Source organism: Acinetobacter sp. YH12102, from assembly GCF_013419125.1.
Lineage (GTDB): Bacteria > Pseudomonadota > Gammaproteobacteria > Pseudomonadales > Moraxellaceae > Acinetobacter > Acinetobacter pseudolwoffii.
In genome coordinates, this window is the sequence record NZ_VPAS01000001.1 from 180,690 (window position 1) to 200,663 (window position 19,974).

The following is a 19,974-nucleotide window of genomic DNA, read 5'->3' on the forward strand; positions in this document are numbered from 1 at the left end:
ACGACATAACATTCAGGCAGGTGAGTCATGCAAACAATTCAGGTTTTTGCTGATATTCAGCAGATGTACGGTGAGTTTGTCGCAAATAAAACATGTCCAAAATTACAAAGTCTGAATAATGAGGGCAGGAGCCGATTTTTCTTGAATCAATATTTCAAGCTGATAGAAGACTGGCACTATACCGAACAGATTGTCATCCAGTTTAATCAGCAGTATTTCAGTCTGGATCTGGGAGGCGCGCCGGATTTTATGGATCAGGAAAATTATATGCGCTGGCTACAATCAGAACTACTGCATTAATCCAGTCACCCTATTCATTCTCTGGCTAAACTCAAGCTGTCGATCGAGGCAGCTTTTTTATTTTCCAGATTTGGTCTGCATCTTGCTGCTGTATTGGCACAGCGTAAATAAGCGCTGATTCCAATTCCGGCCTGAACCAGCTATGCTGAAATGAATAAAACCGTCGCTATAAGCATGACAGGCGGCGCATGCATGAGATGGAGGGCGATATTGATGCAAGAACTGATTTGTTATAAGCAACTTCCGGTCTGGACAGAAAAGAGTATTCCTCAGGGCTTCAAGAATCAGCACAATACCAAAGCAGGGACTTGGGCCAAACTGACGTTACTTAAAGGTGAGTTGCATTTTGCCATGCTGGAAGCATCCGGTGCGGTGCAATCTGAACATGTGTTTACACCAGCGCAGCAACCGCCATTTATTGAACCTGAGGCTTGGCACAAGATTGTTTCTGCCAGCGAGGATATCGAATGCCAGCTGCGTTTTTATTGCCGGCCTGAAGATTACTTCATCAAAAAATATCAGTTGAATCCTACCCATTCTGAAGTACTGGCTGCCATGCCCTATTTAAAGGGTGGCCGTGCGCTGGATGTCGGTTGCGGTACAGGACGTAATGCGCTGTATTTAAGTCAGAATGGTTTTAATGTCGATGCCTGGGATGTCAATGAAAACAGTTTGCAGACCTTAAGACAGATTGTGCAGACGGAGCACATTGATCACGTGCAGATCCAGCGCCGTGATCTCAACACAGATACCAGCATTACAGGCCAGTATGACTTCATTTGCTGCACCGTGGTGATGATGTTCCTCGAGGCGAAAACCATTGCACCCTTGATTGCGCAGATGCAGCAGGCCACCGTGCCGGGTGGTTATAACCTGATTGTCTGTGCGATGGATACGCCAGAGATTCCGGTACAGCCCGATTTTCCATTTAGCTTTAAGCCGGGCGAGTTACGGGCTTATTATGAGGACTGGAAGATTGTGAAATACAATGAAGATATTGGTGAGCTGCATCGGGTGGATGCGCAGGGCCAACGGATTAAACAGCATTTTGCGACCATGCTGGCGCAAAAGGTCGAATAAGTGCTTTAAGCTGCTGTTAAACTCTTGAATTAAAATGAGAGTGTTCAAAACAAAAAAAGATGTCGTAATGACATCTTTTTTATGCTCAAAAAATCTTAAGCAGCTTTTTTGAACCAAGAGAACCAGCCTTTTTTCTCAGCTTTTACGTCTGCTTGAGCAGCTTCGGCTTTCTCAGTAGTCGCTTCTTTTACTTCAGCAGCAGTTTCAACAGTTGCTTCTTTTGCTTCTGCTACTTCTGTTTTTGCAGCTTCAACTTTTTGTTCTGCGGTTGCTTGTGCAGTTTCTACTTGAGCAGTTGTTTCAGCTTTCACTGTTTCAACTTTCGCTTCAGTTACTTGTTTTGCATCTGTAGCAGTGGCTTGAGCAGCTTCAACTTTTGCTTGCACAGGCGCAACCGCTTCTGTAGCAACAGTTTGAACTGTAGTGGTTGTAGCAGCAGGTGCTACTTGAGCTTCAGTTGCCATTGCAGATGCAGAAGTTGCTACGATTGCAGTCGCAAGCATTGTTTTAAGCATGTTCATATAAACCCCTTAAGGAAGTAGGAAAAAAGAGGCTTGATCATACACAGATAAAATTTAAGCGATTCATAATTAAGATTTTAATGGTGGAAAAATAAACCAATTTTACAAAGGGATAACATTCTAGTTTAAATAAAAAAGCTCCGAAGAGCTTTAACTAATGACATAAAGCTTTGGTCGAGATTTAGATTCTTCATATTTAATTAAAGAATCAAATGTTAGTTCATTAAAGTCTTTTTCAGATATACGAATTTCATCGAGCATTTTCTGCTTACTAAATTTTGGATCTGAAGCTAATGTTAAAATTAATTTAGGAAGCATTACGCTTTCATCACGGTGAGTTTCGTTAGGCTCATTAATGTGATAACCTAAGGTATTAATTTTCATAGAGTTACTTCGATAAAACCAATCTGTTATACGTTGCAATTTATGCGATTTATAATTTATAGCCTTTAAACATGTTCGCCATACTTTCTTATAGTCGATCATATTTTCAATCGTTAAATAAGAAGGAACTGTACTTAAAAAACCTTCAGTAGGCATTAAAAATTCTGAAGCAAACTTATCTGCTTCAGTTTCTAAAATGCGATTGTCTACTTCATTGCGGACATATTTATTATGTGTGTGCATAACGGTGTGGCCTAATTCATGCGCACAATCGAATCTTACCCGTTCGGCAGATTTTGTATCATTCAAAAAAATAAACGGTGAGCCTGATTCATCATCAAAAAAAGAAAGGGCATCAATTTCTTTTTTTTGTATAAAAAAACCCCGCACTAAGCGGGGTTTATTTTTATCTGAGTATTTAAGAATTAAACACGTTCGATAATTGTCGCAATACCTTGACCCAAACCAATACACATGGTCGCAAGACCAATTTGCGTATCTTGCTGTTCCATCACGTTAAGCAAAGACGTGGTAATACGCGCACCAGAACAACCGAGTGGGTGACCCAACGCAATCGCACCACCGTTATGGTTTACGATGTCCTGTTTGTCATAAATGCCTAAGCCTTTAAGAACAGACAGACCTTGTGCAGCAAAGGCTTCGTTCAATTCAAAAGTCTGAATATCAGAAATGGCAAGGCCAGCACGTTTCAAGGCTTTTTGCGTTGCCGGAACCGGGCCATAACCCATGATCGCAGCATCACAACCTGCAACTGCCATAGAGCGGATCACGGCACGTGGCTTAAGACCTAAGGCTTGTGCACGCTCATAAGACATGAGCAACATTGCAGAAGCACCATCAGACAAGGCTGAAGAGGTTGCCGCAGTCACTGTACCGCCTTTCGGATCGAACACTGGACGTAAAGCACGGAATGATTCGATGTTGGCATCCGGACGGATCACTTCATCGATATCACATAGAACTTTATAACCATCAGCGTTGTGACCTTCAATGCCCACAATCTCGTTCTGGAACAGACCATTTTCAGTCGCAGCCCAGGCACGACGATGTGATTCCACACCAAAGGCATCCTGTTCCTCACGGCTAATGCCATTCATGCGACCCAGCATTTCCGCAGTCAAGCCCATCATGTTGGACGCTTTGGCATAATGCTTAGACGCTTCCGGGTTCAGGTCGATACCGTGCATCATGCCAACGTGACCCATGTGCTCGACACCACCAATGATGAAGATATCACCCTGATTGGTGGCAATTTGCGCAGCCGCAGTATGAATCGCCTGCATAGACGAACCACACAAACGGTTCACGGTTTGACCAGCCACAGTTTTCGGCAAGTCTGCCAGTAATGCGATATTACGGGCAATGTTCATCCCTTGTTCCAGAGTCTGGTTGACACAGCCCCAGATCACGTCTTCAACTTCATTCGGGTCGAATTCGTTACGTACCATCAGGGCACGGACAAGTTCAGCAGACAGGCTGTCCGCACGTACATTGCGGAACATACCGTTTTTGGTTTTACCCATTGCTGAACGTACGCCATCGACGATGACAACGTCACGTGGATTTAAAGTAGCCATTCACGTTGCTCCTTAACCGTAGAATTTTTTGTTGTTAGCAGCCATTTCACGCAACATTTCTGGCGCTTCATAAGCTTTACCAAGGTGCGCATACTTATTGCAAAGCGCAACATACTCAGCTACACCGGTTTGATCGATGTAACGGCATGGACCACCACGGAATGGAGGGAAACCGACACCCATGATCATTGCCATATCTGCTTCAGAAGCAGTCGCGACAATGTTGTCTTCCAGGCAACGAACCGTTTCGTTACAGAAAGCCAGCATCATACGGTCAATGATTTCCTGAGCGTCAAATTCACGTTTTTCCACAGTTGCAACAGAGGCCACAAGCTCATATGCAGTTGGATCAACCACTTTGGCTTTTTTGCCTTTACGGTCAAGTTCATACTTGTAGAAACCCACGTCGTTCTTTTGACCCAGACGTTTGTTCTCATACATGGTTTGAATCGAACCTTTGAAGTCCGGTTTCATACGATCCGGGAAGCCTTCAGCCATCACTTCTGCACCATGCACGCCAGTATCAATACCGACAACGTCCATCAGGTAAGCAGGGCCCATCGGCCAGCCGAATTTTTCCATCACTTTATCGATTTGCTGGAAATCAGCACCATCTTTAAGCAATAGGTCAAATGCACCGAAGTAAGGGAACAATACGCGGTTGACCAGGAAGCCCGGGCAGTCATTCACCACGATTGGTGTTTTACCCATTTTCTGAGCAAGTACCACAGTCGTTGCAATGGCTTCGTCAGAGGTCTTCGCGCCACGGATCACTTCAACCAAAGGCATCATATGTACCGGGTTAAAGAAGTGCATCCCCACGAAGTTCTCAGGACGTTGCAGGCTTTCAGCCAGACGCGTGATCGAAATCGTAGACGTATTTGAAGCAATGATGGTGTTCTCACGTACTGATTTTTCAGTATCAGCAAGTACAGCAGCTTTGATTTTAGGGTTTTCAGTTACCGCTTCAATCACGATATCCACTTCTTTAAACTCTTCCAGGCTTAAAGTCGGACGGATACGTGCAAGCGTTTCACCCATTTTCGCTGGTGTCATTTTTTTGCGTTCAACCTGTTTGGTCAACAGTTTGTTCGCTTCAGACATACCCAATGCAAGCTGTGGATTACCAATATCTTTCATGATGATTGGTGTGCCTTTGCTCGCCGCCTGATAAGCAATACCACCACCCATGATCCCAGCGCCAAGTACCGCCGCCTGGTTCACCGGATGCGCACCTTTTTCATAGCGCTTCGAGGTTTTTTTCACGATCTGGTCGTTCAGGAACAAACCGATCAATGCACCTGCTTGTGGCGTAACTGCAGCTTTGGCAAAGCCTTCAGCTTCAACTTTTAACGCGTCATCACGATGCAAGCTTGCACCGGCCTGTAATGAATCAAGCAGTAATTTTGGCGCCGGATATTGAGCCGGATTGGCCTTGGCCAGAACCATGCCTTTCGATGAATTAAACGCCATCATCTGTTCGATCGGGCTGAGTTTAACCGGATCCAGTTTTTCCTGACGCTTGGTTCTCCAGTCTAAACGGCCATGAATCGCCTGTTTGACCAGATCAAGTGCAGCATCTTTAAGTTTTTCAGCAGCAACCACCGCATCTACAGCACCGTCTTTTAGTGCAGCAGCAGGCTTTTTCGGGTTGGCCATGGCCATCCATTCTACAGCATTGTCGATACCGATCAGACGGCTTAAACGTACTGTACCACCGAAGCCCGGGAAGATACCCAGCTTGATTTCAGGCAGGCCTACTTGCGCTTGTTCTGACATGACACGGTAGTCACATACCAGGCACATTTCGAAACCGCCACCCAGTGCCATGCCGTTAATGGCCGCCACTTTAGGAATGTCGAGGTCTTCGAAGCTGTTAAAAATTTCATGTACTGGCATTGCCCAGTCAACAATCGCTTGTTCACCCTGAGCAAAGTTGTCGCCGAATTCAGTGATATCAGCACCTACAATAAATGTAGATTTACCTGAAGTAACGATTAAACCCTGAATGTCTGCTGCGGAAACTGCGTCAATCGCAGCCTTGAAATCTTCAATCGTTGCACGGTTGAATTTGTTAACGGACTCACCTTGTAAGTCAAAGCGGAATTCTGCAATCCCGTCCTCAAGCATTTGGACGGTAATGGCATTGCCAGCGTGGATCATGCCCTGATCTCCTTTATTTTGGAGGACTTCTAAGTTGATGTTGTGAAGCAAGTGCGCATGTCCCGCGCACTTTTTGACTTCGCTAATCTTACGATAACTATATCCAAAAAGAACATAACAAGTTGTATCAAGCCGTGACGCAATGGTCATCAATTTCTGCCGGCTTGATCCGACCGGTTATAATTTTTCCTTTCAGTTTCTTATAGCCCGATGAACCAAAGATTCTGTTTCAATTCATTATTTTTCATTGATCAGCCTGACTGATATGGAGCAGGGTGGACAATATTCAAGGGCAGGCTTTACCGCTATTTGGTCAATTCAGTCAATTATCGGCCTGTGGAACAAGGGAAATCAGGGCTGAATCTCGCTCAGTACAGGGCGTGCAGGCATGTATAGATATTTTCGGATCAGCCGCAATAAAACTGCAGTTGATTGTTTTAGTCGAGGGTTTTCTGAGGATTTCAGCCCCAGCATGCCTATGTTGATGCTAGGCCTGAAATAACAGTGCTTCTGTTGGATATGACCTCTGTCATCTGGCACAGAATTGTTTATGATGATTAGGCACATAGATATGGGGATCTCGATGCAGGTATTTCGTTCCAAAAAAGACTGGTGGCTGGTCGCTTTTCTGATCTGTATGAGTGGCCTGTTACTGCAACTGCTGCTGACCATGCAGGCCAAAGGCACCCTGCAGCAATATCCACTGCACACTGCCATCTACATTCTGACCATTATTATTCTGTGGTGGCCGCTGTGGAGTACGCGCTATGTGCTGGAAAATGGGGTGTTGAGCATTAAAAGCCTGTGGTTGAGCTGGCAGATTCCGTTGAGCGCCATCCAGTCCATTCAGCCGACGGATCATTCCATTATTGCACCGGCCTTGTCCTTAAAGCGTCTGCGGATTGACTATACGGAAGACGGCGTGCAGAAATTTGTATTGGTTTCACCTAAAGATCCGACCACTTTTAGACAAGCGATTCAAGCAAATAAACCGGATATTGAGTCTGCATGATTTAAGCTTTTGCTTGCTCAGGCAGAACCACAAATTGTCCATCGACACAGTCCAGATGCAGACTGAACTGCTCGGGCTGGCTTAAAAAATACAGCGCCAGAACCGGTTCCAGTTCGGTACGCAGCTTGCGGCCCAAATGCCGGGCGCCGTAACGAATATCATAGCCCTGATAGAAATAGGCTTTGGCTGCATCCGATAAATGTACCTGTCGGTTTTGATGTTGCAGGCGTTTATTGAGTTTTTCCAGTTCAATTTCGACCAGACGCGGCAGGGCATCATGCTGTACCGCCTGATAATGCAGGCTGCGGTCAATCCGGTTTAGAAATTCAGGATCGAATTTACGCTGCATGACTTTTTCAATAATGCGCTGGGTGGGTACATGTTTCAGGCACAGTGCCTGCATTTGCTGTGGCAGGTAGCTGAGTTTATCCAGATATTGCTGTGCCGCCTGTGCGCCGACATTGCTGGTCATAAAAATCATGCAGTTACGAAAATCAATAGTTTTGGTTCCGGCTGTCAGGGTCAATCGGCCAGTATCCAGCACATTCATCAAACCGCGAATCACCTCGTTACTGGCTTTTTCCAGCTCATCAAACAGCATGATGCCGGGACGGGTATGACTGCCGGCAATCGCCGTTTCATCAAACAGGCTGTGACCTTCTTTAGAACCGACATAACCTGGCGGCGCACCGGTGAGTGCCGCGGCATAATGTTCCTGTGCCAGGGTATTCATGTCAATCCGGCAGAAAGCATCCGGACGACCATAAATCGCTTCGGCAATCAGACGCACGGTTTCAGTTTTACCCACGCCGGTTGGGCCGAGCATCAAGGTGACCGAGAGTGGACGCTCCGGACTGGAGAAATCGGCCTTGACCACATGCAGCATTTTTTCAATTTCATTCAGTGCGGCATCCTGTCCAATCATCCGTTCACGCAGCAATTGCATCACGTGATTCGGCTCGAAATGAAAACGCGGTTTGCCAATCCGGCGATCACGCTCAGATGGGTGATGGGTGGAGCTGGATGGTTGAACAATATGGATGCCCGATTGCTGCATGGTCATGCGAATCATCTCAAAACTAGACCCTTCGAGCATAGCAAAGTTAAAGGTTGAAATTTAGAGCTTTTAGCAATCAGATCATGCGGAGAAAGCTATAGATTGCAAAGATGGCTGAGCTATAGTTTTAAATTGGGTGTCAAGTTGAGGGGAATTTTGTGTTTTCGCTTGAAAATAACCGAATAATCATCACATATATCTGCAGATTGCATGTAAAAAATAGGCTTTAGGTGAACGAAAACGCACGTCCTCATATCGAGAAAATTCTGGCCAATATGACCAGCCTGCCCGGGGTCTACCGGATGTATGGCAAAGACGGCGAACTGTTGTATGTGGGGAAAGCCAAAAATCTAAAAAACCGGGTCTCCAGCTATTTTGTCAAAACGCTGGATCATCCCAAAACCCAGGCCTTGGTGGCGCGGATTTATGATATTCAGACCTTGGTGGTGCGCTCTGAAACCGAAGCCTTGTTGCTGGAACAGAACCTGATCAAGCTGCATCATCCGCCGTATAACATTATGCTGCGCGATGATAAATCTTATGTCTATATCTTTGTTTCCGCAGATAAACCTTATCCACGACTGGCCAGTGGGCGCGGCAAGGGCAAGCATCAGGTCGGCAAGTTTTTTGGGCCTTATCCGAGTGCCTATACCGCCCGGGATACCTTGGTGGTGCTGCAAAAATTGTTTAATGTGCGTTCCTGTGAAAACAGCTTTTTTGCCAACCAAACCCGTCCTTGTCTGCAATACCAGATCAAGCGCTGTTCTGCGCCCTGTGTCGGATTTATCTCTCCGGAAGACTACAAAGCAGATGTGGATAACTCGATTCGCTTTTTGCAGGGCGATACCAAGGAGCTGAATCAGGAACTGATCGCAAAAATGGAAGCGGCAGCCGAAGCTCTGGAATTTGAAAAAGCCGTGTTCTATCGCGATCGGATGGCACTGTTAAGAGATGTGCAGTCACAGCAGGCGATTTATAAGCTCAAAGGCGAAGCCGATATCCTGTCGATTGCTTATCAGGCCGGGGTGACCTGTGTGCAGATCATGCATGTGCGCAACGGTAAAATGCTCGGCGGAAAAAGCTATTTCCCGGATATGCTCAGTGATGATCTGGGGCAGATGCTTGCCGATTTTATTGCCAATTTCTATTTTCAGGTGGCGGATGAAATTCCGGCCGAGCTGATTGTCAATGTCGAAGTGGCCGATCACAAGGAACTGGAAGCTGCCTTGTCGCAGCATTTTGACAAGAAAATCCAGATCAAGTCCAAGGTACGAGAAACCCGCGCGGAATGGCTGGAACTGGCACAAATGAATGTACAGCATGCGATTCAGGGCAAGCTGGCCAATCATTTTGAGCTGAATGACCGTTTCCATCAGCTGGAACAGGTGGTCGGCCGCCCGGTGGACCGGATCGAATGTTTTGATATTTCGCATACCATGGGTGAAGACACTATCGCGTCTTGTGTGGTATTTGATAGTGGTGGGGTACGTAAACGTGATTATCGTCAGTTTTCCATCCATGACATTCAGGCGGGCGATGACTATGCCGCCATGCGTCAGGCTTTGACCCGTCGTTATAAAAAAGCCATGCTGCCAGATTTACTCCTGATTGATGGCGGCAAGGGGCAACTGCATATGGCGATGGAAGTGATGCAGGAACTGGGGCTGGAGGCCTTTATGGTCGGTGTGTCCAAAGGCGAGGGGCGTAAACCCGGTCTGGAAACCCTGCACTTTACCGATGGTCGCAAGATTCAGTTGCCAGAAGATCATAAGGCACTCCATTTGATTCAGCAGGTGCGGGATGAAGCGCATCGCTTTGCGATTACCAAGCACCGCGCCAAACGCGATAAAAAACGCGGTTCATCGGTACTAGAAGTCATTCCGGGCCTTGGGCCAAAACGCCGTCGTGACCTGTTGACCCATTTTGGCGGGATTCAGGGGGTACTGAAAGCCTCAGAAAGAGATCTGCAACTGGTGCCGGGATTGGGTTCAGTCATGGCACGGATGATCTATAAAGTGCTGCATGAATAATTATCAAGCCCAATGCAAGGGCAAAAGAGCACATTGACGCACGGGTCATTGATCATTCACAGCAGAGCAAGCTTGACTCAATATACTGAGGATCAAGACTCACTGAGGGATCAACATGTCTTTGCAGGCGCTTTATGCACAAATTTCCGAACAGGAATGGGTGGAATTTCCATCAGGGTGGTTACAGGGGCGCACCCTGTATGGTGGTCTGGCTGCAGCAATGATGATGCAAAAAGCGGTTATTCAGATCAATGATCCGGCCAAACATCTGCTCAGTTGCAGCGTCACCTTTGTTGGGCCGATCCAACAGGCGAAAGTGCGACTGAGTGCTGAAATTTTGCGGGAAGGTAAGTCGGTCACCACCATCGAAGTACGTCTATGGCAAGACGAGGTAGTACAAAGTATTCTGATTGCCAGTTTTGGTATCTCGCGTGACTCGGAAATTCAGGTGCAGCAAGAAGAACAGGCACCTGACTATGCTGCACCAGAGCAGCTGTTGCAGATTCCTGCGGGTTATGGCCTGCCAGAATGTTATGACCATTTTGAAATCGCCTGGGCGGACGTCAATCTGCCTTGTAGTGCCAGCTCACGTCCGGACTTTGGCGGCTGGTGCCGTTTTCATCCTGAAAAGCATAGCAATCGTGAATTCCTGATCGCTGACCTGATGGCAATTTTCGACATCTGGCCACCTGGTGTACTACCGATGTTTAAAAGTATGACACCCGCGAGTAGTCTGACCTGGAGCGTGACCTATGTGCATCCGCTTCAGCATCAACTGCATGATTGGTTTAAATATAAAGTATTTACGGATCATGCTGCGGATGGTTATGCAACCGAGCATGCCTATCTCTGGGATGCAGAAAATCGCCTGATTGCGATGGCAAGACAAACAGTGACGGTGTTTGCCTAGTGACACTGACAGCCAATTCGTATAAAGTGAAGCCTATTAATGATGGATCAAACCTCTAAAAAAGTGTGCATTTTCATCGTACATGAGGGGAACAATTGGCGGTGTCTATGACTACAGGTCGTATCCTGAATATTCCAAATATCTTGACCTTGGCGCGTATCGCTCTTATTCCGGTATTTTTATTGGTGGCTTACTGGCCGCCTGCAATGGGCTTTGAAGCCAACCATTCCGACATGACACGGCATATTATTTTGACCACGATTTTTGTAGTGGCTGCAGTGACGGACTGGTTTGATGGCTATCTGGCTCGAACTTTAAACCAGACCTCTGCTTTTGGCCGTTTTCTCGATCCGGTCGCAGATAAATTGATGGTCGCAGCTGCGCTGATTGTATTGGTGCAATGGCAACCTTCAATGTCGATGGCTTTTGCTGCGATTGTGATTATTTCACGTGAAATTACTGTTTCAGCATTACGTGAATGGATGGCAGAACTGGGTGCACGAACCAATGTTGCAGTATCAACCGTGGGTAAATACAAAACGGCTTTTCAGATGATTGCGATTACCGTGTTTTTGCTGAACTGGCCACCACTGGAAATGCTGGCCTATGCGTTATTGTACACAGCAGTCATCCTGACTTTATGGTCGATGTTTATTTATCTGAAAGCGGCTTGGCCCTATTTGAAACAGCCTTAAGCAAAATTAAAAAATAAGCTCCTTGAAAGGGGCTTTTTTTATGCTCCGAAATTATCAAAATTTGATAAATCACAGGCAAAAAAATACCCAGCCTTTGGGGGAAGAACTGGGATGAAATCGGGGTATTTGTTGCTTATTGTTATAGTTATTCAAAGATATCTCATCTTCTTAGAGCTCATTATAGAGAGACCGTTTTGCAAAATCATATGACTTCTTGTAGCAGATTGTTGTGTTTTGTGATCAGTCTGTATGTAGGATTTACAATCTATAATTTTGATACAAATATGAATGTTTTTCAGCAGGATAGTGGCTGACTATTGGCGGGGGATAGGCTAGGTAAAAATGCTTTTTAATCCTTCAGCTTTTGTCTAAAAAGTACAGAATACCGGCCGCCGCCCAATCAAAACCCTGAATCCAACACATCAATGTTTCAGCATACTGCTATTACTCTGTTCTTGAAATTCGAAAGCGCTATTGGAAAGAAAGATTTATAATTTCAGAAATGAAAAAGAGCCTCAAAAAAGAGACTCTTTTAGATTAAAGCCTACGCGCAGTATAGCTGCTTGTCTTGCGTTCGGGTGGAGCAGTATTAGAGATACTAAAAAGGAGCCTTTTCAGACCCCTTTATCACATTTGAAACTACGTGCTTCGCTTGTCTTGCGTAATGTTTAGAGCAGCGCTCTAAACATTACTCAGGCTTTAGCCCTTCAGCTTTTTCCAAAGTTTCGTCATTGCTAAAGAACTTTTCACGTTGTTCTTCTAGAAACTTTTTCGCGTCCGGTTCAAATACGTTTAAACGCTTTTCATTAATCAGCGTAGTCTGGTGTTTGAGCCATTCCTGCCAAGCCTGTTTAGACACATGGTCAAACAGTTCCTGACCCTTGGGGCCTGGGAAGGGTGCAAAGTCCAGGCCTTCCATTTCTTGTTGATACTTACGGCAAAATACTTGTCGAGACATATCAATACTCCGAATTTAAGCTAAAAAAGTTAAGCGTAAAGATTTTCTAAGCGAGTATAAGCACGGGCAATAGCAGCTTCGACTTGCGCAGGTGCAGTTCCACCAATATGGTTACGTGCATTCACAGATGCTTCAAGTGTTAACGCTTTTTCAAATACATCGGCCTGAATCAGGTCAGAGAACTGTTGAAGTTGTTCAAGTGTCAGCTCAGACAAATCTTTCGACTCTGCAACACCCAGTGCTACAGCTTTGCCGACAATTTCGTGCGCATCACGGAATGCAACGCCATTTTTCACCAAGTAATCTGCCAGATCAGTCGCAGTAGAGAAACCACGTAGCGCTGCTTCGCGCATTTCAGCAATGTTTGGAACCAGTGCAGGAATCATGTCGGCAAATGCCATCAATGAACCACGTACCGTATCGATCGCATCAAACAAGGGTTCTTTGTCTTCCTGATTGTCTTTGTTGTACGCCAGCGGCTGGCCTTTCATCAGGGTCAGCAGACTCATCAGGTCGCCATAGACACGGCCGGTTTTACCACGTACCAGTTCAGGCACATCCGGGTTTTTCTTCTGTGGCATGATTGAAGAGCCCGTACAGAAACGATCCGGAATATTCACGAATTTGAACTGCGCTGAAGTCCATAGAATCAGTTCTTCAGACATACGAGACAAGTGCATCATAATTAACGAGGCAGCAGCATTAAATTCAATTGCAAAGTCACGATCCGATACTGCGTCTAAAGAGTTTTCAGCAACGGCTTCAAAACCTAACAGCTCAGCGGTGTAAGCACGCTCGATCGGATAGGTGGTTCCTGCAAGTGCAGCAGAACCCAGTGGCATACGGTTGACACGTTTACGGCAATCAATCAGACGCTCAGAGTCGCGTACCAGCATTTCAAACCAGGCCATTAAGTGGTGACCAAAAGTCACCGGCTGAGCGGTTTGTAAATGGGTGAAGCCCGGCATGATGGTATCGGTGTTTTTAGCCGCCAGGCTTAAAATACCTTTTTGTAATTTTTCGAGTAATTTTAAAATCGCATCAATTTCATCACGTACATAAAGACGAATGTCAGTTGCGACCTGGTCATTACGGCTACGGCCAGTGTGTAATTTCTTGCCTGTGATGCCAATACGCTGAGTCAGGCGCGACTCAATGTTCATGTGCACATCTTCTAGGTCAATGCGCCATTCGAACTTACCTGCTTCAATATCGGCTTGAATGGCAGTCAGACCTTCGATGATGTCATCGCGTTCCTGTGCCGTCAGTACGCCTACTTTGGCCAGCATGGTTGCATGGGCAATCGAGCCTGCAATATCCTGTTTATAAAAACGTTGGTCAAATTGAACAGATGCTGTAAATTCAGCAACAAAAGCATCAGTCGCTTCAGAGAAACGACCACCCCACATACCCGAAGTCTGGGCTTGTGATGGATTAGAGGAATTAGAAGATGTGGTCATGTCGGCTCAATCAGATTAAAAGCAGTAGAACGAAAAAGAGTATAACAAATTCAAAGCCTATTGCCGAAGTCACATCTGCTCAATCTTTCGCATCGATAAATGGGCAAACACAAAGTTCCTATTTTTTTAGCCAGATTGGCAATCTTCGCTATTTGCTGGAACTGTTTGTCGGCGGCAATATTCTGGCCATGATTCTAGCGCTCGCAGAAGCACAGTCGTGGCAAGCTTTAAATGCGATGCATCTGCTGCAATATATGCTGTATATCAACTGGGTACTGTTATGTTTTGCAGCACTGGTGGAATTATTCCATCAGGCCTTTCAGCATATGGGGATTAAGCTGGCGCTCATTTCCGGTTTTTTGCTACTACAGGCCATTGTGGTGCTGACCACCATCAGTCTGAATGTTGTGATACATTTTGGAATGAATTTTAATTTTCAGGGCTTAAACCTGGCAATTGCCCTGGATCAGGTTGGGTTACATCTCAGTTTGGGTGTTTTGCTCGGTATGTTTTGTTTTCGCTACCTGTATTTGCGTGAACAATGGGAACAGCAGCAGCATAGTGAACTGAATGCCCGGATTCAGGCCATGCAAGCGCGGATTCAACCGCATTTTCTGTTCAATAGTATGAACAGTGTGATTAGCCTGATCAGCATCGATCCGGATAAAGCCGAACAGATGCTGCTGAATCTGTCCCGCTTATTTCGTGCCAGTTTTCAGGAGTTGAAACTGGTCAGTCTGCAAGAGGAAATTGATCTGTGCCAGCGCTATCTGGAGATTGAGCAGATCCGTTTGGGTGAACGCCTGCAAATCGAATGGAAGTTAGAAAACAAAGACTTATACTCACAAGTACAAATCCCATTATTAACTTTACAACCCTTGTTAGAAAATAGTATTTTCCATGGAGTTGAAAAAATTCTCACAAAGAGTACGATAAGCATATTGGTTGAAATATTGCAAAATCAAATTAATATCATTATTACTAACCCTTATACGCAGGATAATAAAACTTTAAAAAAGGGGCATGGTATTGCAATAGAAAATGTCAGACAGCGTCTGCAAGCTTATTACGGACCCAGTATGACCTTTCAAACCTTTGCCGGCGAAGGGATGTTTACGACGGTAGTGCGATATCAATATAAATAAAAATAAATCAAAGAAATCGCAGTTAGCTTTATCATGTATTTGATCATGTTAACTGGGTAAGGAGGAGCAATGGACATCCTGATTTGTGATGATGAGCCTTTGGCTGTCGAGCGATTATCACGTTTAGTCTCTCAGCTGGGGCATGATGTGGTGGCGACTGCAAGTCATGGTCGTCAAGCGATTGATCTGGCTCACCAATACGAACCCGATGTCATACTATTAGATATTCAAATGCCTGAAATGAATGGCCTTGCTTGTGCGCAGTATTTGCGTCAGCTGGACCCGATGCCGGCAATTATCTTTTGTACGGCCTATGACCAACATGCGCTGGATGCATTTAAATCAAATGCCGAAGGCTACTTGCTTAAACCCGTGATGCAACAGGAATTGGCACAGGTTTTGGAGCACTTAACTAAACTTACCCAAGCTCAGATGAGCCAACTAAAACAAAAAGAAAATATGGACGAAATCAATATCAGCCGCCAGCAGATTGCGGCAAAGACCTATCGTGGTGTCGAATTGGTGCCAGTTGAAAATATCTATTATTTTCTGGCGGATCAGAAATATGTCACTGTACGTCATAAAAACGGCAGTGTACTGATTGATGAAACCTTAAAGGAGCTAGAGCAGGAGTTTGGGAACCAGTTTATCCGGATTCATCGTAATGCCTTGATCTCTGTGAATTATCTGGATGGTCTGGAAGTGGTCAGTTCAGGTCAGTATCAGGTGCGTTGTCGTGAGCTGGACGACCGTTTAGCGGTCAGTCGGCGACATTTGCCCTTTTTAAGGGATCGGATTCAAAAGCTATAGCAGGAATCAATGAGAGCATTCAGTTGAAACTTGTATAAATTCACTTGCATTTTAAAGTGAGCAGGTTAAGTTTAGACTATTGTTCTCATTTACTGTTATTGAAATTTATGAAGACCCTAAAAATTGCAACTCGACAAAGTCCACTTGCGCTTTGGCAAGCGGAACATATCCGTGCGCGCCTACAAGATTTGCACGCTGGTTTGCAGGTCGAGTTAGTCACTTTTGTTACACAGGGCGATAAAATCCTAGATACGCCGCTGGCCAAAATTGGTGGTAAAGGTCTATTTGTAAAAGAATTAGAAGCTGCTTTACTCGATGGCCGTGCCGATCTGGCCGTACATTCCATGAAAGATGTACCGATGGCCTTGCCGGAAGGTTTAAGTCTTGCGGTGATCTGTGAGCGTGAAGATCCACTGGATGCCTTTGTCTCGAATACCTATGCCAGCTTTGATGAATTGCCACAGGGCGCCAAAGTGGGCACTTCCAGTTTGCGCCGTAAAACCCAGATTTTAAAACAGCGCCCTGATCTCGAAATCATTGATTTGCGCGGGAATGTCGGTACACGTTTGTCCAAGCTGGATGCCGGTCAGTATGATGCGATTATTCTGGCCAGTGCCGGTTTGAAACGTTTAGGTCTGGCAGAACGTATTCGTCATGCTCTGACTCCTGAAATCAGTCTACCGGCCGTAGGTCAAGGTGCACTGGGGCTGGAATGCCGTACCCATGATCAGGCGGTACTGCACTTGATTCAGCCATTATTACACCCAGAAACGGATGCCTGCGTACGTGCTGAGCGTGCCTTTAATGCCTATCTGGAAGGTGGATGTCAGGTGCCGATTGCCGGCTATGCCACGCTCCAGAATGATGTGATTTCAATCGAAGGTCGTGTCGGCAGTGTTGATGGAACGGTTTTGCTGCGTGCACAGCACACTGGAAAAATTGCAGAAGCTGAACAGTTAGGGGTGGAATTGGCCAAAAATTTACTCGATCAAGGTGCAGGCGAGTTGCTGAAAGCACTTTATTCAAACTGATGTTACTGATTAATACCCGTCCGAGTGAGCGTGCTGCGAGTTTGACTCAGCAGTTACAGGCAGCGCAGATTTCTGTACTAGAATTGCCTTTGCTGGAATTGCACGCACAGCCTTATTCCGACGAGCTGTTACGCTTGTATCGCCAGCTGGATCAGGCCAAAATCATTGTGGTGGTCAGTCCGACTGCCGCCCAGATTGGCATGCAATATTTGCAGCAGGCGGAAATTACCTTATCGCGCTTGGCAGATGTGCAATGGGTGGCGGTGGGTAAAGCCACTGAGCAGACGCTAGCTGGTTATGGTATTCAAAGTCATGTGCCTGAACTTGAAACTTCGGAAGGCATGTTGCAATTACCCGTGTTAAGGCAACTGCCTGCTGGCTCAGCTGTGGCCTTCTGGCGCGGAGAAGGTGGTCGTCAATTTATGATGGATCATCTGCGTGCAAATAATATCAAAATTTTGAATTTTATTTTATATCGGCGGCAATGCCCCGCAAGCACAGCAATAATTTTGGCAGAAAACCTGGCATTGCTTGAAGCGCAGCAGCGCTTTGCCGTGCTAATCAGCAGTGAAGCAAGCTGGTTAAACTGGCTGACATTAATGCAGGATAACTCGGATTTAATGCATCAGGCCCGTTATTTGGTTTTGGGGCCGCGTTTGGCCACTCTTCTTGGGGAATATCAACAGCAGCATCAGGCAGGGTTTGAATTTGTGCAAATTGATGATTTAGAGGCGAATACGATCTTGCAAAAAATGAGGCTGATACTAGGGAACGCATGAAGAAACTATTTATTGTATTTTTCATTTTGAGTGTGGTGTGGCTCATCAAACTCAGCTATGACCTTTATGTTCTCAATGCAGCGCAGACTGAACTTCATCAAGGTGTTAAACAGTTGCACCAGCAAAATGCCAATCTCAATGATCAGTTTGTGGCATTAAAACGCCAGTTTACCGCCCAGCAGCAAAATGCAGGCGCTCCCTCAGCTCAGGCAGCAGCTGCAGTGCTAACTGCTGACACGCAGAATGATATTGCTCTCGTACAACAGCAGCTGGATCTGATTGAATTTGCACTACAACAGCAACAATATGCCACCGCCATTGAAAAACTAAACCACCTGCAGAATGAGTTGGATGAGTATGTCTTGGCGCCCGCCTTGGTCAGTAGTCTGCAGCAAGTGATTGCGAAAGATCAGGACATGCTGAAAAAATTCGTCAATAGTCGCTTGGTGCAGCAAAATAAATTAAAAGAAGTATTGATGCAGATGGATGCTGAAATTGAAAAAGAAATTCAGGCTCCGCATCTTCAAAGTTTGGAAACTCAACGCTCTTTCTGGCAGCGCTGGATACAGATCGAAGCTGCAGAGCAGCCGAGTACCGTATTAATGCAACGGCATCTGGTATTGAAAGAAGCTCAGTTGCGCTTGCTCATTGCACAAAATACGTTGCAGCAAGATCAATCTGTCGCCTTTCAGCAAGCGTTGAATGCGGTGATTGATGTCTTGGAGCAATTACCGGATGCACGTAGTCAGTACTGGATTCAGCAGTTGCATCAAATCAAGGCCACACCGGTCACTCCAACGCCTTTATTAAATACACGCACCTTAGTTGGCTAATTGCTTATGAAACAGATTTTGCTGGCCTATTTATTTATCTGCCTACTGGGTATAGCGGGGCTGAGCATCCTGAGTTATGGGCATGGGGCCGGCTATGTCTATTTATATTGGCGTGAGTGGCAGTTACAAACCACATTGTGGTTTTTGGCAGCCTCACTGGTCACGTTCAGTTTTCTGATCCATTGCCTCTGGTACGCGATCAAACAGTATCGCAGCCGTGAACAGCGTAAAAATGAAACCGTATTTAGTTTTGCCCATTTACATCCTTATGAACAACTGGCTGTGATCTGGTTATTAAATGCGGCTCAGGATCAACGGGATTTTATTCAGCAGTCTTTTAGCAAGTCGGGCTTACTCAAACATATTATTGATGCACGATTATCTTGGGGGCAACAGCAATATACAGATGCCTTGACTGCTTTAAATCAGTCTAACCCGATGGCATTTGAGTTGGCAGAATTGCAGCGAATTGAAATTTATTTATCGCAACAGCACGGTGAGCAAGCACTGACCCATTTAGAATTTTTAAATCAGCATGAATTATCACCATGGTTAATACAGGTGAAACCAGCCTATGAACAGCGACTCACCACATTATGGGGCGTATTTGCCATACAGTTTCCCTGGTTATATTTACGCTCGACTAAATATGGACATTTAGAACAAGAAGTAAAAAAAATATGGCTTGAACAATTATTATTGGCCTATGATCAAGCCACACAAGATGATTTAATTTATTTACAACAGCGTTATTTAGATTTAAAAAAGCAAGTATTTGATCGTGACTATACAGTCAAGTTATTATGGTTGAAATTATTATTCAGAATACCTGAAATGAGTGCCGAACATGAAACAATGGCAATTCATTTATTAGAGCAACAATTTAATCAGGACGTATTTTATTTGTGGTTTCAACAGCAATTGTTACGGCAGAACCCGGATTATGATCATATTGCACAGCAGATTTCGCATTGGGAAACCAAGTATCCGGCATTACCGATTTTGAGTTTTGCAAAATGGCATGTGTTACAGGCCACCGGTTATACAGAGGAAGCCCAGCATTTGCTTGACTTATATCCTGATGATATTCGTATGAGTTATTTGAGAATTAAAGCGGCCTTACAAGACCGTGAAGACTTGCTCCAGCAGTTAAATGCAGTATTTGAATCCAATGTAAACTTTATCGAAATTAAAATTTGAGAATCATC

18 protein-coding genes and 1 pseudogene are annotated in these 19,974 nt (G+C 45.3%); 12 read left to right on the plus strand and 7 right to left on the minus strand.

What is annotated here, in order from left to right; all coding sequences use genetic code 11:
- Positions 1-27: 27 nt before the first annotated feature.
- Both FTU42_RS00870 and tehB read left to right on the plus strand, forming a co-directional pair.
- A complete protein-coding gene (locus tag FTU42_RS00870) occupies positions 28-300 on the plus strand; it encodes a hypothetical protein (protein WP_180071868.1) in 273 nt (90 codons plus the stop codon).
- Between the two features lie 213 nt (positions 301-513).
- Complete coding sequence (gene tehB, locus FTU42_RS00875) at positions 514-1,380, plus strand: SAM-dependent methyltransferase TehB (protein WP_180071869.1); 867 nt, start codon at positions 514-516, stop codon at positions 1,378-1,380.
- Between the two features lie 95 nt (positions 1,381-1,475).
- On the opposite strand, the gene FTU42_RS00880 is transcribed toward tehB, so the two are convergent.
- The 4 genes and pseudogenes from FTU42_RS00880 to fadB all read right to left on the minus strand — a co-directional run bounded on the left by FTU42_RS00880 (position 1,476) and on the right by fadB (position 6,046).
- Positions 1,476-1,901 carry a hypothetical protein gene (locus FTU42_RS00880; protein ID WP_180071870.1) on the minus strand — a complete coding sequence of 142 codons (426 nt, stop codon included), beginning with the start codon at positions 1,899-1,901 and terminating at the stop codon, positions 1,476-1,478.
- Positions 1,902-2,051: 150 nt separating this feature from the next.
- Positions 2,052-2,651 (minus strand): annotated as a pseudogene (locus FTU42_RS00885) (ImmA/IrrE family metallo-endopeptidase); the annotation flags it as partial.
- A 59-nt stretch (positions 2,652-2,710) separates the two neighbouring features.
- A complete protein-coding gene (fadA, locus tag FTU42_RS00890; protein WP_005095215.1) occupies positions 2,711-3,883 on the minus strand; it encodes an acetyl-CoA C-acyltransferase FadA in 1,173 nt (390 codons plus the stop codon).
- Positions 3,884-3,895: 12 nt separating this feature from the next.
- Positions 3,896-6,046: a fatty acid oxidation complex subunit alpha FadB gene (fadB, locus tag FTU42_RS00895; RefSeq protein ID WP_180071872.1), complete on the minus strand. Its 2,151-nt coding sequence runs from the start codon at positions 6,044-6,046 to the stop codon at positions 3,896-3,898.
- Between the two features lie 583 nt (positions 6,047-6,629).
- Here fadB and FTU42_RS00900 point away from each other — a divergent pair.
- Positions 6,630-7,058: a PH domain-containing protein gene (locus FTU42_RS00900; protein WP_035337533.1), complete on the plus strand. Its 429-nt coding sequence runs from the start codon at positions 6,630-6,632 to the stop codon at positions 7,056-7,058.
- A gap of 1 nt (position 7,059) precedes the next feature.
- Here FTU42_RS00900 and FTU42_RS00905 read toward each other — a convergent pair whose 3' ends face one another.
- The gene (locus FTU42_RS00905; protein ID WP_005095222.1) at positions 7,060-8,121 is read right to left on the minus strand and encodes an AAA family ATPase; all 1,062 of its coding nucleotides are present in this window, start codon (positions 8,119-8,121) and stop codon (positions 7,060-7,062) included.
- Positions 8,122-8,345: 224 nt separating this feature from the next.
- On the opposite strand from FTU42_RS00905, the gene uvrC reads away from it, so the two are divergent.
- The 3 genes from uvrC (at position 8,346) to pgsA (ending at position 11,750) form a co-directional block, all read left to right on the plus strand.
- A complete protein-coding gene (gene uvrC, locus FTU42_RS00910) occupies positions 8,346-10,145 on the plus strand; it encodes an excinuclease ABC subunit UvrC (protein ID WP_180082908.1) in 1,800 nt (599 codons plus the stop codon).
- Positions 10,146-10,260: 115 nt separating this feature from the next.
- A complete protein-coding gene (locus FTU42_RS00915) occupies positions 10,261-11,055 on the plus strand; it encodes a thioesterase family protein (RefSeq protein WP_180074964.1) in 795 nt (264 codons plus the stop codon).
- A gap of 107 nt (positions 11,056-11,162) precedes the next feature.
- On the plus strand, positions 11,163-11,750 hold the full coding sequence (gene pgsA, locus FTU42_RS00920; protein ID WP_005095228.1) for a CDP-diacylglycerol--glycerol-3-phosphate 3-phosphatidyltransferase: 588 nt from the start codon (positions 11,163-11,165) through the stop codon (positions 11,748-11,750).
- 688 nt (positions 11,751-12,438) lie between these two features.
- On the opposite strand, the gene FTU42_RS00925 is transcribed toward pgsA, so the two are convergent.
- Positions 12,439-12,708 (minus strand): oxidative damage protection protein, encoded by a 270-nt coding sequence (locus FTU42_RS00925; protein WP_005095230.1) that lies wholly within the window; start codon positions 12,706-12,708, stop codon positions 12,439-12,441.
- Between the two features lie 29 nt (positions 12,709-12,737).
- Positions 12,738-14,168 carry an argininosuccinate lyase gene (gene argH, locus FTU42_RS00930; protein WP_171294103.1) on the minus strand — a complete coding sequence of 477 codons (1,431 nt, stop codon included), beginning with the start codon at positions 14,166-14,168 and terminating at the stop codon, positions 12,738-12,740.
- Between argH and FTU42_RS00935 the strand changes: the two genes are divergently transcribed.
- From FTU42_RS00935 to FTU42_RS00960, 6 genes are all read left to right on the plus strand, one after another.
- Positions 14,159-15,313: a sensor histidine kinase gene (locus FTU42_RS00935; protein WP_074383921.1), complete on the plus strand. Its 1,155-nt coding sequence runs from the start codon at positions 14,159-14,161 to the stop codon at positions 15,311-15,313. The two genes, argH and FTU42_RS00935, sit on opposite strands and share 10 nt — an antisense overlap.
- Before the next feature lie 69 nt (positions 15,314-15,382).
- A complete protein-coding gene (locus tag FTU42_RS00940) occupies positions 15,383-16,123 on the plus strand; it encodes a LytTR family DNA-binding domain-containing protein (RefSeq protein ID WP_005095238.1) in 741 nt (246 codons plus the stop codon).
- Positions 16,124-16,230: 107 nt separating this feature from the next.
- Entirely contained in the window at positions 16,231-17,154 is a 924-nt protein-coding gene (gene hemC / locus FTU42_RS00945) for a hydroxymethylbilane synthase (protein ID WP_180074965.1), read from the plus strand.
- Positions 17,154-17,933 (plus strand): uroporphyrinogen-III synthase, encoded by a 780-nt coding sequence (locus FTU42_RS00950; RefSeq protein WP_180074966.1) that lies wholly within the window; start codon positions 17,154-17,156, stop codon positions 17,931-17,933. The genes hemC and FTU42_RS00950 overlap by 1 nt, the downstream gene beginning before the upstream one ends.
- The gene (locus tag FTU42_RS00955) at positions 17,930-18,766 is read left to right on the plus strand and encodes a hypothetical protein (protein ID WP_005173060.1); all 837 of its coding nucleotides are present in this window, start codon (positions 17,930-17,932) and stop codon (positions 18,764-18,766) included. Before FTU42_RS00950 ends, FTU42_RS00955 begins: the two co-directional genes overlap by 4 nt.
- A 6-nt stretch (positions 18,767-18,772) precedes the next feature.
- Complete coding sequence (locus tag FTU42_RS00960) at positions 18,773-19,966, plus strand: heme biosynthesis protein HemY (RefSeq protein ID WP_180074967.1); 1,194 nt, start codon at positions 18,773-18,775, stop codon at positions 19,964-19,966.
- Positions 19,967-19,974 lie beyond the last annotated feature (8 nt).

Bases quoted from the DNA above. Each gene is read 5' to 3' on its own strand.
- FTU42_RS00870 (WP_180071868.1), top strand. From the start codon at position 28: ATGCAAACAATTCAGGTTTTTGCTGATATTCAGCAGATGTACGGTGAG.
- tehB (WP_180071869.1), top strand. From the start codon at position 514: ATGCAAGAACTGATTTGTTATAAGCAACTTCCGGTCTGGACAGAAAAG.
- FTU42_RS00880 (WP_180071870.1), bottom strand. From the start codon at position 1,901: ATGAACATGCTTAAAACAATGCTTGCGACTGCAATCGTAGCAACTTCT.
- fadA (WP_005095215.1), bottom strand. From the start codon at position 3,883: ATGGCTACTTTAAATCCACGTGACGTTGTCATCGTCGATGGCGTACGT.
- fadB (WP_180071872.1), bottom strand. From the start codon at position 6,046: ATGATCCACGCTGGCAATGCCATTACCGTCCAAATGCTTGAGGACGGG.
- FTU42_RS00900 (WP_035337533.1), top strand. From the start codon at position 6,630: ATGCAGGTATTTCGTTCCAAAAAAGACTGGTGGCTGGTCGCTTTTCTG.
- FTU42_RS00905 (WP_005095222.1), bottom strand. From the start codon at position 8,121: ATGACCATGCAGCAATCGGGCATCCATATTGTTCAACCATCCAGCTCC.
- FTU42_RS00915 (WP_180074964.1), top strand. From the start codon at position 10,261: ATGTCTTTGCAGGCGCTTTATGCACAAATTTCCGAACAGGAATGGGTG.
- pgsA (WP_005095228.1), top strand. From the start codon at position 11,163: ATGACTACAGGTCGTATCCTGAATATTCCAAATATCTTGACCTTGGCG.
- FTU42_RS00925 (WP_005095230.1), bottom strand. From the start codon at position 12,708: ATGTCTCGACAAGTATTTTGCCGTAAGTATCAACAAGAAATGGAAGGC.
- FTU42_RS00935 (WP_074383921.1), top strand. From the start codon at position 14,159: ATGTGGTCATGTCGGCTCAATCAGATTAAAAGCAGTAGAACGAAAAAG.
- argH (WP_171294103.1), bottom strand. From the start codon at position 14,168: ATGACCACATCTTCTAATTCCTCTAATCCATCACAAGCCCAGACTTCG.
- FTU42_RS00940 (WP_005095238.1), top strand. From the start codon at position 15,383: ATGGACATCCTGATTTGTGATGATGAGCCTTTGGCTGTCGAGCGATTA.
- hemC (WP_180074965.1), top strand. From the start codon at position 16,231: ATGAAGACCCTAAAAATTGCAACTCGACAAAGTCCACTTGCGCTTTGG.
- FTU42_RS00950 (WP_180074966.1), top strand. From the start codon at position 17,154: ATGTTACTGATTAATACCCGTCCGAGTGAGCGTGCTGCGAGTTTGACT.
- FTU42_RS00955 (WP_005173060.1), top strand. From the start codon at position 17,930: ATGAAGAAACTATTTATTGTATTTTTCATTTTGAGTGTGGTGTGGCTC.
- FTU42_RS00960 (WP_180074967.1), top strand. From the start codon at position 18,773: ATGAAACAGATTTTGCTGGCCTATTTATTTATCTGCCTACTGGGTATA.